Here is a 17,791-nt window from a genome sequence, read left to right as displayed (position 1 = left end):
AAATTGTGAGGCAAGCAGACACACCCTCCTTAAAATGGATGCTCATGCTAGATTAAAGGTTTTCTGTCACCATAAATAATATAGGATTGTCTACAAAAACCTCATGACAGGGAAAATGTTTGGTCAAATCAGTGTAGAGGAACTAGCACAACGTCTATCTGCCAATGAGCCAGGTATTCAGCTAGTGGATGTGCGTGAACCGCAAGAATTGGCGATCGCTAATATTGAGGGCTTTGTCAACCTACCCTTGAGTGAATTTGTCGAATGGGGCGATCAAGTGCCCACTCTCTTCAATCCCCAAGCTGAAACTCTTGTGCTATGTCACCACGGCATTCGCTCTGCCCAGATGTGTCAGTGGTTAATTGCTCAAGGATTTACAAATGTTAAAAATATTGCAGGCGGTATTGATGCCTATTCCATATTGGTTGACTCTTCAATTCCCCAGTATTAGCTTCTAATTTCCTAAATCATCCATAACTCAGTTGGAGCTTACTCTTCCAGCTTGCTCTTGCTATTGTGAACACAGAAATGCATAAGTTAAGGATTTTGTACTAGAAGCTTGAAACTTTTGGCACTCAGTACATGTTCACCGAACCTTTCACTCCAAATACATTATCAATTGGCAGATAAATACGTATCTAATACTACTTTTGTTGGTATGGACTTATGCAAAAATACGGTTAAAATACATATAATAAGCAGCAGCTTTGGCAGCAAAAGTTAGGCTTTATTTAAAGCGAAATCTCAAAAACTGCTAGACGTAAACTTTAAAGTTGTTTGTCACAATATAATTAAGTAATTTGTTATCTTAATTAATTATTAATAATTTTTTTGTAGTCAAATTTTCTACAAATATTTCCAAAGTTTGATTAAAGTTTGCTTTGAGCAAAACATGTCCTATGGAAGTCCAGCTAACAAATCGACAACAGCATATACTTTGGGCAACGGTACGTCACTATATCGCTACAGCAGAGCCGGTTGGTTCAAAAGCTTTGGTCGAAGAGTACGACCTAGGTGTTAGCTCAGCCACAATTCGGAATGTAATGGGCGTTTTAGAAAAGTCTGGGTTACTTTACCAACCACACACCTCGGCGGGGCGAGTACCTTCGGACTCTGGCTATCGCATTTATGTTGACCAGCTAATTACACCTTCTCTGCGTTCGCGCAGCGTGTCGCAGACAGACGCTCTTGCTAGCTTGCTTCCACGAAGTGGTACAGAAACTTTAGGACGAGAGGTAGAGGTGGCATTGCAAAAGCGCCTCCAGTGGGAAGATTGGAGTTTAGAAACTCTACTGCAAGGAGCCGCTCAAATTTTAGCAACCTTAAGCGGTTGTATTAGCTTAATTACGATGCCGCAAACCACTACAGCGCTGTTGCGACATCTGCAATTAGTGCAAATTGAAGCAGGGCGGATCATGCTAATTGTGGTGACCGACAGTTATGAAACGCATTCCAGGTTGATGGATTTGCCATCAGTACCAGAAGAAACACAACGTGATCCAGAGGTAATTGATCGGGAGTTACAAATTGTTTCTAACTTTTTAAATAGCCACTTGCGGGGGCGAAGCTTGTTGGAATTAGCTTACCTCGACTGGAGTCAATTAGATCAGGAGTTCCAACGCTATGGCGAATTCTTGAAAAATTCAGTTGCAGAATTGACCAGGCGCAATGCTGCACCTGCTGCTACACAAATTATGGTTCGGGGTGTGGCAGAAGTTTTGCGCCAGCCGGAATTTTCTCAACTACAGCAAGCGCAAACGATTATCCACCTGCTGGAAGAAGAACAAGACCAACTATGGCGATTAATCTTTGAGGAGCCAGATGCAGAGGATGTGGGTAAACCTCGGGTAACGGTTCGTATTGGTGCAGAAAATCCACTAGAACCGATACGTACCTGTACTTTAATTTCCTCCACATATCGCCGAGGTTCAATACCAGTAGGAAGTGTGGGAGTTTTGGGGCCAACACGCCTTGATTATGAAAGTGCCATCGCTGTTGTGGCTGCTGCTGCGGATTACCTATCAGAAGCTTTCGGTTATTTCAATCCTTAGAGATTAATCGTATTAAGCATATAGCGCGATTTATAACGAAAAAATCAATTATTAATTAACTGTAATTATGGTAAGAAAAATTGCCTTTGGGGGATTATGGTTAGGATTTGTTACCTATGCTTTTCTTTTGGCTCCTCCCACTCAACCCGGCACATTTGAGTTAATTAAAAACCTTTGTATTGGTCAATGGCAAGGTATTAACCCTTTAGTCATAGCACTATTTTACATCATGGGTATCTGGCCTTTAATCTATAGCGCATTAGTGTTTATTGATGGCAGAGAACAGAAAATACCTGCTTGGCCATTTGCTACCGCTTCTTTTGGAGTTGGGATATTTACATTGTTACCCTACTTAGCTCTGAGGGAATCCAATAAACAATTTGTTGGTAAAAAGAACGCCTTTCTCAAGCTATTAGATTCCCGCGTGCTTGGTATTATCTTGACAGTGGCTACGCTTATTCTCGTTACCTTTGGTTTGCGAGGAGGAGATTGGGGTAATTTTGTGCAACAGTGGCAAACCAGCCGCTTCATCCATGTGATGAGTATAGATTTTTGCCTACTTTGCCTATTATTTCCGGCATTACTAGGAGATGATATGACGCGTCGCGGTTGGAAAAATCCGCAGTTTTTCTGGTTAATAGCATTGCTCCCGCTATTTGGGCCATTGATTTATCTGTGTGTGCGTCCACCTTTACCAGAAGTAGGTGCAGAGCTAAAATCCAGCCAACAACAACCAGCAACAAATTAATCTAATTACTAGAAATTGACCCTTAAACTTATTTCAAAATGGTTTAATAACCTAGAAATACCGAAGAAGTCATTAATTTCTTTTCGGGAGCAAATCTAAGTAAACCAGATGAAAGTTATGGTAAGAAAAATCGGATTATTGTTAATATGGGTTGGATTTATAGCCTATATTATATTGTTAGCACCGCCGCTGCATTTAGAGGAAACACTGGCACTGCTGAAGAATATATTTACTCTTCAATGGGTTGCTATAAATCCAATTGTTCTGTCCTTATTCGCTCTTGTTGGAATTTGGCTACTAATTTACAGTGGTTTGCTGTTTATTGATAGCAGGATGCAATGGATTCCTTTCTGGCCTTTTGCTTTAGCATCAGTTGGTTCAGGTGTGCTTGGACTTTTACCTTATTTAGCTTTTCGTGAACCAAATCAGGAATTTTCTGGACAAAAGGATGCTTTTTTGCAGTTGCTAGATTCTCGGTTTTTTGCTATTATCTTGAGCTTTAGTACAATTGCTTTACTTGCCTATAGTTTTAGTTTGGGTGATTGGGGAGATTTTGTACAGCAGTTTCAAAGCGATCGCTTCATTCATGGTATGAGCTTAGCATTTTGCCTTTTTTGGCTTTTATTCCCCACAATTCTTGGTGATGATATGGGCCGTCGTCACTGGAATAATCCCCAACTGTTTTGGGTAGTGGTATTTGTCCCATTACTTGGCCCACTTACTTATCTTTGTTTACGTCCGCCGCTACCGTTAAACAGCAGTGAAGAATTGCTAATAGGTAATAGGTAATAATAAGCGATCGTCAATCACCGATTACAATTTAAAGCAATAAAAATTATTTAGACATTTTATAAATTTCTGGTAGCTGCCACCAAGGAACATGAGGATGTTCATGATGTTCTTCATGATAACCAAAATGATAGCACGTAATAAATGACCACCAAATTGGACGGTTAATAGTTTGGGCCTTATGAGGCTGAATATAACCGCCTATTGGTTCACTATGAGGTAGGAAAGTACCAAAGTAAAATAATTGTAATGAACTTAAAAGTGAAGGAATTACCCAAAAGTAAGTTAGATTATCGGTGGGTATATGGAACACATACTTAAAAACGTTATAAATGATAGTTAGAGCTATGATTTGTCCCCAACTCCAATAACTCTTCATAAAATGAAGATACCAAGCAAAGAAGTTTTTGTGTTTACCATTATGAAAATCTGGGTCTATTTTACTAGCTGGATTATGATGATGTAACCAATGCTTTTTCAATAATTTTTTATATGGTAAAAGACCATAAAGAGATAAGGTTAACGTCCCAATAATATGGTTGATTTTGGGGTTTTGAGGAAAAACTACGCCATGCATAGCATCATGCGATGTAATAAATAATCCTGTATATAGAAATGTTTGCCAAACAATGACTGGCAGTAATACCAAAAAGTTTAACTTAGAGATATCAAGGGAAAGTAATAAAACCAGGCTAACTACCCATACGCTAATAATAACAATAGCAATGAAAAGTCCCTTAAATAAGGGTTTATTTTTCAATATTTGGGTAAGTTTTATTTGTTGATTTGGTGCTTGTTCTAATTGGATCACGCTTTTACTCCGCCTAGGATTTAGGTAAAAATTCCCAAAATATAGTCATGACAAAAACCACTAACCATCTCAAAAGTTTATAAGTGGTCAGTGTTTCGCACTAAACAGTGCTGACAATTTAAAATGTGTAGAAATATTAAGATACTTTAATTAGTATTACACATATAACTGCCAAACCAAAAACAGTTTTTGGTTAAGAGGTTAGTGAGATGGGTAAGGACACTGCTGAAACTGGTATCCGCAGCAACTAGTGTCCTCCCTTAATTAGTCAATAGCCCCAGTCTGCAACAAAGGTCGTCAGCTATGAGCCAGGAGTGTAGGAAATGAGGTGGAGTACATCCCGCACTACGCTATAGCCGTTGAGATCCCAAAGCAGGTAAGCAAGAAAACCGATCATTGCCAAGCGACCGTTCCAAAGTTCAGACTGAGGAGTAATACCAACGTCGCCGGCATTGCGGTCTTTGCCATTGTATGCAGTTTCAGTTTTATCGTTAGGATAACGTTCCATTGTTAACTTTCCTTAAGAATACAATTGTACTCTTTATAATACTTAACCTATTTATTTAGTGCTATCTGTCTGTAGTTCCAAAGTGCCAGCAACTCTAAAGGATGAGATTTTCAAGAGATTTAGGAAATAGTTATATAGCAAAAGTTTGATAAGAATTTGTTTTAGCTTATTAAGTAGAACCTCGTTTAATAGCTAAATTGTAGTCTTGAATACATTGATTTTTGCCAGCAATATATTTCCCTAGTTGCAATTAAAAATCTAACGCAAGTTAGAAGGTTTATTGAATTTTATTGCTCAGACTATATAGATAGGAAAAAACGTTTTTTAATTTTAAACTTAAAGTATGGCTCCTACGGTTTTGATTACAGGTGCTTCGCAAGGTATTGGTAAAGCAACAGCTCTTTTGTTTGCTCGAAAAGGATATGACCTCGTACTTGCAGCTCGTCATGCTGACCACTTAGAAGCCGTAGCCCAGGAGTTGCAAGGTTTGGATTGTGCAGCTCCACTGACTATTACTTGCGATGTCACAGATTCATCTCAGGTAGACACATTAGTGCAAAAGGCGTTAGAGCATTATGGCTATATCGATGTGCTGGTGAACAATGCAGGTATTTTTGCATCTGGGCCAGTAGAAGAGTTTTCTCTCAGCGATTGGCACCAAGTTATAGACACTAATTTATGGGGATATATCCACACTATTAATGCCCTTCTGCCTCATTTTCTTCAACGAGGAAGTGGAACCATCGTTAATTTAAGTTCCATCGGGGGCAAAGTGCCTACCCCATATTTAGTTGCCTACTGTACTAGTAAGTTTGCTGTCACAGGTTTGACGGAAGCGCTGCAAGCAGAGTTACAGCCAAAAGGTATTCATGTTTGTGGTATTTATCCAAATTTAATCAAGACTGGATTGATGGAACGCGCAATTTTTCGGGGTAAGGATGAACAAGATGCCCAAACTCGACGCGAACAGCTCAACAGCGTGGTAAAAACTCCTGTTGTAGAGAAGCCTGAAGATGTAGCAAATGCTATTTGGGATGCAGTTAAGAATAATAAGTCAGAAGTGATGGTTGGTTCGGCGAATGTGTCGCAAGGTTTATACCGCTTGTTTCCTGGTTTAATTAAATGGGTTTCGCGGCAAGGCTTGAAGAATAAGGACAAGTGAACAATTTTATTTTTCAGCGCATTTTGCTATCATGACTCGCACTCCCGTTTTGTTACATAGTGGCGGTAGCGAAACATAACTTCTAATTGCGCTTGTATTAACCAACCGCTGATAAATTCAACTGTTTCTCCACCAGGCATAGAAAAGGATATAGCATCAGTTAGCTTGGTTTGGCCATTTTCTAATTCAAATTCATGTCGATGTACCCAAGACTCAAAAGGGCCAGATATCTGTTCGTCGGTAAATAGGCGATATTTTTCGTGTTCAGTGTGACGTGCTAACCAAGTCAAGGGTAATGGGCCTAGAAAAAGGCGAAATTCTGTGATAGCACCCACATTAAGTCCTCCTTCACGGCGGACAACTTGGACTGGTTGCCAAGGTGGAGTTAGTAGTTGCAAAATATCTGATCTTTCGTGAAATTTCCAAACTACTTCTGGTGGTGCATTAATCACTGAAGAATGTTTATAGTGCAGCATGGAAAGAAAAACCTAAAATTTAGCCTTCGTATTCTGTATCAATTTCGATATCTAAGGTGTCTTCGTCAACCCGCACATACAAAATATTTGGGTGACAGCAAACTTGACAATCTTCTACATAAGATTGTTGTCCCCCAGCACTTAAATCAATAAAGGTTAAGTTTGGTTCGCCGCAATAAGCGCAGTAATACTCAGCTGTGTTTTGCATCAAGTTTTCAGCTATGAATTCAATGGCTGTAGTTCTTTTGTAGATGAGTTGAAATGACTCGTAGCATCAGCCAAATGCTTTAGTAGTGTAGACTGTGGTAGTGGGCCTTGCAAGTGACTCCAGGGCAATACTTGCTCTGTTGACCAATCAGCGTGAACGTAGAAATCTAAGTCAGGGATTTGTCCTTTAAGTTGTTTGAAAGCACGTTTGTAGCTACCCAAGGAGTCGCCAAAGTCACGGGTAAGTTCGAGAAGCTGGGAAAGTCGGCGATCGCCTCTTGATAACAAAGCTTGTATAATCGACCAATTATAGCTTTCTGGACGAAATTCTATGCCTTGGGGTTTTAGCTGCTTTTGTAATATCTGCAACCGCTTTTCCGCTTGGCGATTTACCCCAAACCATTGAAACGGCGTATGTGCTTTGGGTACAAAGGTGCTGCATCCAAATGTTAAGCGCAATCCAGGAGCAGCTTTTTTGATACTACGCATCATTGCCACTGTTTGCTCTAAATCTTCTGGTTCTTCGCCAGGGATTCCCGCCATTCCGTAAAGTTTCAAGCTTGTTAATCCACCAGCTTTAGCATTTATAGCTGCTTGGATAATTTCATCATTATTTAGCTTTTTGTTGATGATTTGCCGAACTTTTTCCGAACCACTTTCTACAGCAATAGTAAGCGATCGCGTGTCTCGTTTCGCCAAAGTTTTCGCTAGATTTACTGTTACTGTATTGGTTCGTACTGAAGCAATGCTTAGACGTATATCATCATACTTTGGTTGGCTAATATAATCTAGCAGTGTCTCAAACTCTGGATGTTGAGTAACAGAAGCTCCTAATAATCCGAGGCGATTTGTAACTTGTAAACCTTTTTCAATTGCAGGAATTAACGAACCTTCAAGACTTGCTGTTCTAAAAGGCAAGGTGAGATAACTCGCCATACAGAAGCGGCACATTTCTGGACAGCTTCTCACCACTTCCACCATATAAATATTTTCCCATGCAGCCTTTTCTGTAACCACAGTTGATGCAGATAAGGTATTACCTCGGTAAGTCTGCTTTTGGACTAATGCGGGAATTTCTGGAAAAATTGGCTTAATAGACTTAACCACACCATCTATAGCTTGATATTCCACCTCATACAAACTAGGAACATAAATTCCTGGTATTTGTGCAAGTGCTTTGAGTTGAGTTTGTCTTGAAGCGTTTCTGACTTCTTTATAAGCTTTAATGAAATCTCTCAGCAGGTTTTCCCCATCTCCTAGCAAAATGACATCAAAAAAATCTGCAAAAGGTTCGGGGTTAGCAGTAAGAACGGGGCCACCACCAAAAATTATCGGATGAGAATCATCGCGAAAGGTAGCCCGAATAGGAATTTGCAAAGATTCTAGCAAGGTTAAAATATTCACATAATCCAGTTCCCAGGAAATAGAAAATCCGACTATTTCCGGTTTTCTAGGCAGTTGTTCATGAGTATCTGTAAACAAGCGACTCACCTGTACATCATCACGCATTGCCAAAGTTGCCCAAACAACTTGATAACCAAGGCTAGTGATACCCACACTGTACTGATTAGGAAAAGCAAAAATCAGCGGGATAGCGTCGTTATTAGGGGTTGTGGGGGTAAATAATAGGCGTTCAGAAGCAAATATAGATGATGTCACAACTTTTATTAGAGGGAATAAATTTATAAAGTCTCTTTTCATACTCCCTGGCGACTATAAGTTGCGGCTACAGGAACAAAACCTGCGGATGCAAGTTTAATTAAGTCCACAGGGCATTGTTTTTATAGCCTAAGCTTCTAGCCTGATGGGTGTTCAGAGGTAAGTTTATCTATATCTAATTTTAAGCCATAGAATTATAAGGTTAAAAAACAATGTCACCCCATTAGCAAGAATAATCGGCCACGCTTGTAAAAAAATTCCATATATTAACCATAAAAAAACACCAATATTAAAACTAACTAATGTACCAAAAGATACATCTTTTGCTGATTTACTTTGCCAAGTTTTAATCATTTGGGGTAAGAATGATAAAGTCGTTACTGTAGCGGCAATAAATCCCAAAAACGTTATGAAATCCATTAGATACAACCTTTATTCATCTTCAATTTATTATGTAGATTACTCATTCTTTGGATTAGTAAAAAAAGACAAAAAGATGCCTGACATACAAGAATTAAAATTATATTCAATCTTTAATAAATATTCTTTCTTTTATTAATAATTCATCTAAACTCTCAATTAACATATTAGTTTTTTTAGATATTTCTTGAGCATTGACAGTGGATGAAATAGCTAAAATTAAATTATTAATTTGCTTTTCCATATCTCTTGGCAATTTATCACAAAATTTTTTGGCGAATTCTACTAATCGCTTTTCACCAGGATGAGGCAGATAGTTAATAGCAAAAACAATATCAAAATAACTTGCTATTAAAGCAGCAATTCGGTGATTTATACTGACTAAATCATGTCTTCTGGCAGCAGATTCTAATTGCTGAGTATAAGCAGAAATATTATTTCGTAAGATTGGGTAGTTTTTAGCAACGATAGCTTGTTTTAATGCTTCAGGATAAGGCTTTCTAGCTCTTATGAGCAACTGCTTAAACCAACCGTCTTTGTCATACAATAACTTTGAGTTTAGAACATTCCACCAAAAGCACGTTGAATAGCCAACATTCGCTTGATGTTTCACAAGTATAGAATTTAGTTGCGCTTCGATCCAAGCAGGAGTACGGTACATAATATCAATAGCAAATCCAGAATTTGGATCTATCCATTCGTCACCAGGTTCCCAGAATTGATTATTGATTTCCAGACAAGAGGCAAATTTTTTGGCAATATTGGTACGAATTTCTATTGGAATTTCTTCTGTTACATATACATAAAAATCTCAGTCTGATGAATCATCTGAAACCTCAGTCGTTTGAGAACCTGCTAAAGCAACAGCGGTTACTTGTGGTAATGTTCTAAACTCAGTAGCAATGGTTTCAGCTAAAGCAGAAATTTCTTGAGAGTAAGGCAATTCACAATTTATAAAAGAATTATCTTCTGGCATCGTAAATACAGCAAAAAAGGGCAGATAATACAACCTACCCTATCAGATAAGTATGTAGACCTGGGTAAAGTGAAAGCTACTTCTCAAAAAGTAACGCACATAAACTGCCCTAGGAAATATCTACAATACCTCACATTGTCCATGATGCCGCAACAAATGGTCGCACAACACCAGAGCTACCATCGCTTCAACCATTGGGACTGCACGCGGTAATACACAAGGATCATGTCTTCCCTTCGCAGCTAATAGCGTTTCTTCGCCTTCACGAGTTACAGTCTTCTGCTCTTTTCTAATTGTTGCTGTCGGCTTAAATGCAACTCGTAAAATTATATTTTCCCCGTTGGAAATTCCTCCCTGAATTCCCCCAGAACGGTTTGTGACGGTGCGAATTTCACCTTGCTCATCAATATAAAATTCGTCGTTATGCTCTATTCCGGTTAACAGCGTTCCCGCAAAACCTGAACCAATTTCAAAGCCTTTGCTAGCAGGAAGAGACATCACACCCTTGGCAATATCCGCTTCCAATTTATCAAATACTGGTTCACCTAAAGCTTTCGGTACATTCCGCGCCACGCATTCCACTACACCGCCGATAGAATCACCTTGTCTACCAATTTGCTCAATTAATTCAATCATGCGATCGCCACATTCAGCATCGGGACAGCGGACGATGTTGCTTTCAACTTGTTCTAAGGTGACGGTATTTGGATCAACTACGCCTTCTAAATCTTTGATGCGCTTGACGTAACCGATAATTTCGACATTTGCAACTTGACGGAGAATTTTTTTAGCGATCGCACCTGCTGCTACTCGTCCTATTGTCTCACGCGCTGACGATCTACCGCCACCCTGCCAATTGCGAATGCCATATTTTGCATCATAAGTCGCGTCTGCATGAGAAGGGCGATACTTCTGTGCCATCTCGTCGTAGTCTTGAGGACGAGTGTCTTTGTTTCGCACCATAATTGCTATGGGCGTTCCTAGAGTTTTTCCTTCAAATACCCCAGAGAGGATCTCACAGGTGTCCGCTTCCTTGCGAGGAGTTGTGATTTTACTTTGTCCTGGACGTCTTCTATCTAGTTCTACTTGAATTTCTTCAGCCGAAATCTCTAGTTGTGGAGGACAACCATCAATCACAACCCCCACACCGCCGCCGTGAGACTCGCCAAAAGTAGTAATGCGAAATAGATGTCCAAAAGTGTTGCCCATGATGTTGAGAAAGTATCGCCCAGCGCTTGTAGTCTATCAATAGCATTTTCTCACTACAAAGCAACAAACAACATGATCATCATTTACCCATTTATTTGACTTTTTTGTTTATTATTTCGATTGACAACAAAAAAGAGTCCTCCGTTTTTGAAGGACTCTTTTGATTTAATAGAGATGCTGCAATGCAACATCTCTACAGTATTAAGTACTAACCGTTGATAGCAGGAGCGGTTAAAGCAACAGGAGCAACTTCGCCAGCAGCCAAGTCTAGAGGGAAGTTGTGAGCGTTACGCTCGTGCATTACTTCCATACCCAGGTTAGCGCGGTTGATTACGTCTGCCCAAGTTGAGATGACGCGACCTTGAGAGTCAATCACGGATTGGTTGAAGTTGAAACCGTTCAGGTTGAACGCCATTGTGCTCACACCCAAAGCTGTGAACCAGATGCCGACAACAGGCCATGCAGCTAAGAAGAAGTGCAGTGAACGGCTGTTGTTGAAAGAAGCGTATTGGAAGATTAGACGACCGAAGTAGCCGTGGGCTGCAACGATGTTGTAGGTTTCTTCTTCTTGACCGAATTTGTAACCGTAGTTTAGAGATTCGGTTTCAGTGGTTTCACGCACCAAGGAGGAGGTTACTAGTGAACCGTGCATTGCGGAGAACAAAGAACCGCCGAACACACCAGCCACACCTAACATGTGGAAGGGGTGCATCAAGATGTTATGTTCTGCTTGGAACACAATCATGAAGTTGAAGGTTCCAGAGATACCCAGGGGCATACCATCAGAGAATGAACCTTGACCGATGGGGTAGATCAACAATACTGCGGCAGCAGAAGCCAAAGGCGCGCTGTAAGCTACGCAGATCCAAGGACGCATACCCAAGCGGTAGGACAATTCCCACTGACGACCCAAGTAGCAAGCACAACCGATTAAGAAGTGGAATACTACTAATTGGTAAGGGCCACCATTGTATAGCCACTCATCTAAAGAAGCAGCTTCCCAAATTGGGTAGAAATGCAAGCCGATCGCGTTAGAAGAAGGAACAACTGCACCAGAGATGATGTTGTTTCCGTAAATCAAAGATCCTGCAACTGGCTCACGGATACCATCAATGTCCACAGGAGGAGCAGCGATGAAAGCGATGATGAAGCAGGTGGTAGCGGCTAAGAGAGTAGGAATCATCAAAACGCCGAACCAACCGATGTATATACGGTTTTCGGTGCTGGTAATCCACTCGCAAAAACGCGCCCATACGTTAGCGCTAGAGCGCTGTTGTAAGGTTGTAGTCATTGTTTTATGAGTGCTATTGGTTGTTAAAAATGAATCAGGCAGATGAATGTTTGCCTGTTGTATTTGAGTCTACATGAATTTACTTTGATTCGATATATAGCTTAATATTCTGTAACAAAGTTCTTGAGTTAAGCTCACGTAACTGTAAAGTTTATCTACCACTAATTAAAGTTAATTGAGGCGCTCAAAGCCCTTTTAACATTCAAAAAATCTGCTTTCAACAAGGCGATCGCTTTGTTAGCAACCTTTACATTTCTTAATAAATAGTCTTTAAACTCTTTAATAGAAAATATTTATTTATTAAAGAAAATTTAGCAGAGTCAGTATTATCCACTCTGCTGACATACACAGGTTGTATTTAGAAGTCAAAGTATATGTACGGTAAACTGCCTTCAGGAGCTAGTAACCAAACGGCGTAGAGGCATAGAGGCACAAAAACAAGCTTTATAGGCCAGTGAAACTCTAATTTCAATTTGCGGTTAAAGACATAAACTACACCCATGAAACCAGCTATGGCTAACAGTACCCAAGTGAGTTGATATTGGCTCATATTCAGGACTTCTACGTAGACCTTTTGAGCAAACTGTTCATCAGCAGGATAACCCCAAAGATGCCGGATTACTAAAGAGGAGTCTTGGACATTGGGTAGACGAAACCAAATCCAGGAGGTGAAAACCATCAGTTGGGTCAATAACCAAGCTACAAATATACCTAGAGGATTTTGCCAGAATTGTTCCAAATTCTCAAAGCGATCGCTCATAGTATCTGTAAGTCGATGAACCACTAAAGCTAACCCGTGGATTGCGCCCCAAACAACATAACCCATAGCAGAACCGTGCCAGATACCTGCAATTAGCATCACAATCAATAAATTCCAGCAAGTGCGAGCTAAACCCCGTCGGGAACCACCTAAAGGAAAGTAGAGATAGTTACGCAACCAATCTCCCAGAGTCATGTGCCAGCGCCGCCAAAATTCCGCAATATTGGTGCTGAAGTAAGGAAAGTCAAAATTTTCAGGCAGAACTAACCCGAAGAGTAAAGCACTGCCACGGGCGATGTCTACGTAACCATTGAAATCCAAATACAACTGCAACCCATAAGCAAATGTAGCCAACCAAAGATCGGTACTACCCGCCCGTTGCAAGTTACCAAAACATAAATCTACAAAAATTCCCAGTTGGTCTGCCAAAATACCTTTTTTGACAGCACCCCTAGCAATCAACCACAGTGCCTCTGCGACTTTATCAGTAGTAGGTAAATTTAGGGTATTGAATTGAGTCGCTAAGTTGTGATAGCGAGTAATTGGGCCTGAGATCAGTTTGGCAAAGAATAATTTATATGTTGCAAATTTGAGAAACTGATCAGTAGCGGGCGCACCACGATAGACATCTACCAAATAGGCTATGCACTCAAAAGTGAAAAATGAAATCCCCAGAGGCATAAACTTAAAATAACGATCTGGTGAGTTGATTTCTATTTGAAAAACAAACTTGAATAAAAGTGGTAGATACTTGAAGCCTAATAACAATAAAACATTTAAAATCACACCTACCCACAACAGCTTTAGTCGGCGAAGATTCCAGTCACCTTGAGAAAATTGCCACTCTTCATTAGAAATTTTATAGTCAAGAGAATGTTGTCCTGGTGAGGTGTTTTTTCCAATCTCTAGCCCCAGACGAAAATTGATAAAAGTAAGTGCTAATAGTAATGGTATGTACTGTACATGCAAAGATGCGTAAAAAACAAGGCTAGCAATTAGCAGCGTCCACAAACGTAATTTTTGTTTTGCTAAAGACCAGTAAATTCCTAGTACACTTAGCAAAAATAGTGCATAAAAAATTGATATAAAGTTCATCTGTTAGTTATTTGTCATTGGTCATTGGTCAAGAGTTAAAAGTCAGGAGGCAGGAGATAAGAGACAGTATTTCTTCTCCTCCTTGTCCCCCTTGCTCCTCTGCTTCCCCTGCTCCTCTTCTCACTTAGTTGGCCAAGGAATCATCGGGTCATGAGCTAGCTTTTTCGAGACTTCGTATGCCCCAAAGCGATTGAGGTGGCTAGGGTCAGAAAAGTAGTCATTTGTTTTTGTCCACTGTTGGCTTAAATCACGATAGATAAAGTTGGGGCTAGTAGCTAGACTCAACATAAATTGCTGAAATTCTTGCTCATATTTTTTGCGTACTGGGTCTAGATAGTCTGCGGTAAGAGGCGTGTTGACAAACACTAAGGAAATTTTTTTAGATTGGGTAAACTGAAGCACGGCTTTGAATGCGGCATCTTGTTCACCTCCTATTTGGAAAGATTTATAGTCGTTGTCGTAATTCCCTGGAACTCTCGAATGTTTTTGATAGTATCTAGTAGGATTGAAGCGAATAGACAGAGGTAGAAAACCATCAAAGTCAACTGCTTGCTGAGAAGTATACTCTTCGGAATTATCAGTTTTTGACTGTGTTTGTGATGCGATTGTTTGAGGGCGATCGCTAACTAATGGCAATGAGGTAAATTGTTTTTGCAATAGACTTTTAATCTGGTCGCGGTTTTGATAGCTAGCCGAGAAAACAGCTAGACCCTGATTTAACCATCCGTCTACAGCTTGATAGATGCTAATCTCTTGTTTTTCCGCTTTTGTCTTTTGCTCCTCAGTAGGATTTTTGAGAGCCTGATCGCTATTTGGAGTTGCTAGTTTTTTCTGCAATGCCTGTTTGTAGCCATTTGATGCAGCAATTGACTTAAAGGTCATATCTTCGCGACCACTATTAAAAGCACGCGCACCATCCGCCCAAACAATGAGTTTGGGTAGTTCTGATGGTTCCAAAACTTCACGGATCACAAAGTCTACAACTTGTGCCGTAGCACCATTAATACCAAAGTTAAACACGTCAAGATTTGGATAACCCTGAGTTGCCAAAGCTTTAGAAAGCGCTGCTGGATCTACTCCTCTGAGGGCGCGGGAGGAGCCAATAATCAACACATCTGGAGGATTACCAGTTTTAGCCAGACGTTGCTTGTACAGTACTAGTTGCTCATCTAACTGTCTAACATTGAAACTTGGCATTTGCGATCGCGCTGCTAACAAGATAGCAGTTGCGGTTGCCTTTTCTTTGAGTGGTGCAGCTGCTAAATTCCTTTCTTGTGTATCATCACTTTCAGTAAACTCAGAAGCATTAAATACAGAACTATTATTTGGCGGGGATTTTGTCTTAGAAGTGTTGGCTAAAAATGCTGTTCTCTCACTCTCACTCTGATTTTTCCCAGCCGTCAACGATGCTTTTTGCTTAGAAGATGATGCAGACGAGACACTGGTAGCAGTTGGTGTTTGCATGGTACGTGCGATGATTTGACCCAACACCCAATCGGTTTGGAGAGTAAGCAATAATCCCAACGTCCCCCAGACTAAAGCGACCTTAAGTCCTTGACTATCAGAGTTAAGATTCTCTGATTGATTACTTTCCGTAAATAGCTGGGTTGCCAACAGCCATTTTTTCGCTGTTGCACTTGCTGTTGTCACCCAATCCCGCGCCACTCCCGTAACAAAACTTTGAACTTCCTCTGTTGTTAAGTCGGGACGTAAAACTGGCTCGTCTGTCTCAGAGGTGATGAGGTCGCTAACGTATTGAGAAGTAGCAGCAAATTCTGGGGTAGCTTCTGGTACTAAACGTTGGCGATGATCAAAATCAACACCGTAGTGCCAAAAAGGTTCCTTATTGCCAGCACGGCGTCCGTAAACACGCACTCCCATAATGTTAGTAAGTTTTAACTGGCGTACAAACTGAGCAACTTTGTTTGCGACTTTTTTGCGTGCTGGACAAACGGGCGCATCACACATAATGTGCAATAAATCACCTTTATTTAGCAGGAGTACTCGAATACCACCTGTCAATAAACGCCACTCTAGGTCAGGATTTAGTAAGCGCTCCAGTAAAAAAACGATCGCAGGTTCATCGCCACTAGTTGCCAGTTCCAGCGCTGACACAGCAAGAGCAGGATGTTCAGTAGCGGGTAAAGAAACCCAATCAATCCAAGCGGGTTGCTTGTCGCCTGTTTTTTGTCCGTAGATGGTGGCGGCGAGAATGCCTTGGGGAGCGATCGCTTCTATCAGTGGTAAAATCGCCTCCAAACACTTTGCTTTATCTGGCGCTGGGGCGGTTTCTAAAGGGTCAAAAGCTGGGGTGCAAAAGATATGTAGAGTTGATTCTTTGAGAGAAGCTTGGATAGCAACTTTGGACTCGGCAAATAACTCAGTTAATAGCAGAGCGATCGCTTGCACATCTCCCCAACGCGCCCATTCCTTGAGCATCATCTCTGGTGGCGTTAGATCAATTCGCAATAGCCAATCTGGCGCACTCTCACCGCTGACTTGGGAAACAATCACAGCATCCTGGTAGCCGGAAAGCTTCAGATGACGCAACTTCTGGGCTACTGGTTCCGCTAGCAATGATGCATCGGGGCTGTAGCTCGACTGACAAAATATCCATAAGCGATTTTCATCAGGCTGAGAATTCTGTCTTGGTTGAGACTTCCGAATCTTTACCTGTACTGCCACCCCCAAGGTACTCAAAGTTTCGCTAAGATAACGAGCAATAGCATCTGGATGTCCCTGGCGTGCCAAACTTTCGTTAGAGACAATCAGCGCCCCACCGGGTTGTCTTGATTTTTCCGAGTCTTCTAACAGAGCTTGTTGCACCTGCTCCAGATGCCGTTCTATTTGATTCAAGTAAACCCGATGACACCATTGGGGGCGCTGTTGCTCTTTTTTTCGACCGTAGACAAATACTTGGTATATTGAGGGTTGTTCGCTGCTTGTGAGAGTATCCAAGTCTGTTTGCTGTAATACTCGCAGCAAATCAGACAAAGTGCGCCAACGTTGCGGACACTCTGTACCTTCACAAAGAATGTGCAGGTCATTTCCCCGCAACCGGACTTTCACCCCAAAAGTGTTAATTCCTGTTGCTTGGCTTACCAATTGCACTAAGGATTGTTGGTGGTCTGGTAATACTGTTTTCATGGGAAGTTAACTTTACAGGAAGCGATGATTGGGGGATAGTGCCTGCACTTGTAAACTAGAACCATAGATTTATCACACTCTGACATTTTTTTTTAACACTTTTGTCACCTTCGTAGCTCGCAAAATGGGCAAAGATAGTTTTGTACGGTTGCAAGTCAGACTGATCTTAAGTTTTGCGTTTATTTTACTCATCTTCCTAATAACTGAGAATTAGCAATGCCTCCTGCCAACCAACAGCCTTCTCCTAACTCTGGATTAAATCTGGTTTTGTTTAGCATTCCCCAATCTTTCCTTTTACAAATAGGTACAGCGTCTATACTACTGCTGCTCACCACACAGAAAACTACTGTAAGAGCACTAGAAGCTATAGGGGAAGCCAGTGAAGAATTATTTCGAGGCGATCGCTTACCCATTCTCAACTTCCCAGAAGATAACGAAATCGATAAAAGTTAGAAAAATATACTAGAAACAATTATTTGCTC

General features: G+C 40.8%; 18 protein-coding genes. 6 read left to right on the top strand and 12 right to left on the bottom strand.

Annotated elements, in window-relative coordinates; translation table 11 throughout:
* Positions 1-103 precede the first annotated feature (103 nt).
* The 4 genes from FNW02_RS08790 (at position 104) to FNW02_RS08775 (ending at position 3,588) form a co-directional block, all read left to right on the top strand.
* Complete coding sequence (locus FNW02_RS08790) at positions 104-451, top strand: rhodanese-like domain-containing protein (RefSeq protein WP_191757172.1); 348 nt, start codon at positions 104-106, stop codon at positions 449-451.
* A gap of 448 nt (positions 452-899) precedes the next feature.
* Entirely contained in the window at positions 900-2,051 is a 1,152-nt protein-coding gene (locus FNW02_RS08785) for an HrcA family transcriptional regulator (protein WP_191757171.1), read from the top strand.
* A 67-nt stretch (positions 2,052-2,118) separates the two neighbouring features.
* Positions 2,119-2,799, top strand: a complete 681-nt coding sequence (locus FNW02_RS08780; protein ID WP_191757170.1) for a DUF2834 domain-containing protein — start codon at positions 2,119-2,121, stop codon at positions 2,797-2,799.
* Positions 2,800-2,916: 117 nt separating this feature from the next.
* Positions 2,917-3,588 carry a hypothetical protein gene (locus tag FNW02_RS08775; RefSeq protein ID WP_191757169.1) on the top strand — a complete coding sequence of 224 codons (672 nt, stop codon included), beginning with the start codon at positions 2,917-2,919 and terminating at the stop codon, positions 3,586-3,588.
* 46 nt (positions 3,589-3,634) lie between these two features.
* Here the strand turns inward: FNW02_RS08775 and crtW are convergent, their stop codons facing one another.
* Entirely contained in the window at positions 3,635-4,399 is a 765-nt protein-coding gene (gene crtW / locus FNW02_RS08770) for a beta-carotene ketolase CrtW (RefSeq protein ID WP_191757168.1), read from the bottom strand.
* A gap of 301 nt (positions 4,400-4,700) precedes the next feature.
* Entirely contained in the window at positions 4,701-4,907 is a 207-nt protein-coding gene (locus FNW02_RS08765) for a chlorophyll a/b-binding protein (RefSeq protein WP_191757167.1), read from the bottom strand.
* A 343-nt stretch (positions 4,908-5,250) separates the two neighbouring features.
* Here FNW02_RS08765 and FNW02_RS08760 point away from each other — a divergent pair, with 343 nt between their 5' ends.
* Positions 5,251-6,069, top strand: a complete 819-nt coding sequence (locus FNW02_RS08760; protein WP_191757166.1) for an SDR family NAD(P)-dependent oxidoreductase — start codon at positions 5,251-5,253, stop codon at positions 6,067-6,069.
* Positions 6,070-6,098: 29 nt separating this feature from the next.
* Here FNW02_RS08760 and FNW02_RS08755 read toward each other — a convergent pair whose 3' ends face one another.
* From FNW02_RS08755 to FNW02_RS08715, 10 genes are all read right to left on the bottom strand, one after another.
* Entirely contained in the window at positions 6,099-6,545 is a 447-nt protein-coding gene (locus tag FNW02_RS08755) for an SRPBCC family protein (protein ID WP_191757165.1), read from the bottom strand.
* 19 nt (positions 6,546-6,564) lie between these two features.
* Positions 6,565-6,753 carry a CPXCG motif-containing cysteine-rich protein gene (locus tag FNW02_RS08750; protein WP_191757164.1) on the bottom strand — a complete coding sequence of 63 codons (189 nt, stop codon included), beginning with the start codon at positions 6,751-6,753 and terminating at the stop codon, positions 6,565-6,567.
* 11 nt (positions 6,754-6,764) lie between these two features.
* Entirely contained in the window at positions 6,765-8,411 is a 1,647-nt protein-coding gene (locus tag FNW02_RS08745; protein WP_191757163.1) for a radical SAM protein, read from the bottom strand.
* 165 nt (positions 8,412-8,576) lie between these two features.
* A complete protein-coding gene (locus FNW02_RS08740; protein ID WP_191757162.1) occupies positions 8,577-8,831 on the bottom strand; it encodes a SemiSWEET transporter in 255 nt (84 codons plus the stop codon).
* 106 nt (positions 8,832-8,937) lie between these two features.
* On the bottom strand, positions 8,938-9,492 hold the full coding sequence (locus FNW02_RS38520) for a DUF4037 domain-containing protein (RefSeq protein ID WP_225225530.1): 555 nt from the start codon (positions 9,490-9,492) through the stop codon (positions 8,938-8,940).
* Between the two features lie 150 nt (positions 9,493-9,642).
* The gene (locus tag FNW02_RS38515) at positions 9,643-9,807 is read right to left on the bottom strand and encodes a hypothetical protein (RefSeq protein WP_225225529.1); all 165 of its coding nucleotides are present in this window, start codon (positions 9,805-9,807) and stop codon (positions 9,643-9,645) included.
* Positions 9,808-9,927: 120 nt separating this feature from the next.
* Positions 9,928-11,016, bottom strand: coding sequence for a chorismate synthase (gene aroC / locus FNW02_RS08730; protein WP_191757161.1), 1,089 nt, complete (start codon positions 11,014-11,016; stop codon positions 9,928-9,930).
* Between the two features lie 208 nt (positions 11,017-11,224).
* Positions 11,225-12,307 carry a photosystem II q(b) protein gene (gene psbA, locus FNW02_RS08725; RefSeq protein WP_191757160.1) on the bottom strand — a complete coding sequence of 361 codons (1,083 nt, stop codon included), beginning with the start codon at positions 12,305-12,307 and terminating at the stop codon, positions 11,225-11,227.
* Between the two features lie 358 nt (positions 12,308-12,665).
* Positions 12,666-14,162, bottom strand: coding sequence for an MBOAT family O-acyltransferase (locus FNW02_RS08720; protein WP_191757159.1), 1,497 nt, complete (start codon positions 14,160-14,162; stop codon positions 12,666-12,668).
* Between the two features lie 120 nt (positions 14,163-14,282).
* Positions 14,283-17,309 carry a DUF1574 family protein gene (locus FNW02_RS08715; RefSeq protein WP_191757158.1) on the bottom strand — a complete coding sequence of 1,009 codons (3,027 nt, stop codon included), beginning with the start codon at positions 17,307-17,309 and terminating at the stop codon, positions 14,283-14,285.
* Between the two features lie 216 nt (positions 17,310-17,525).
* On the opposite strand from FNW02_RS08715, the gene FNW02_RS08710 reads away from it, so the two are divergent.
* On the top strand, positions 17,526-17,762 hold the full coding sequence (locus tag FNW02_RS08710; protein ID WP_191757157.1) for a hypothetical protein: 237 nt from the start codon (positions 17,526-17,528) through the stop codon (positions 17,760-17,762).
* Positions 17,763-17,791: the final 29 nt, after the last annotated feature.

The sequence above is a fragment of the Komarekiella delphini-convector SJRDD-AB1 genome (assembly GCF_014831675.1).
GTDB lineage: Bacteria > Cyanobacteriota > Cyanobacteriia > Cyanobacteriales > Nostocaceae > Komarekiella.
Note: the sequence above shows the minus strand (reverse complement) of the source record. Positions and strands in the feature narration are given on the sequence as shown.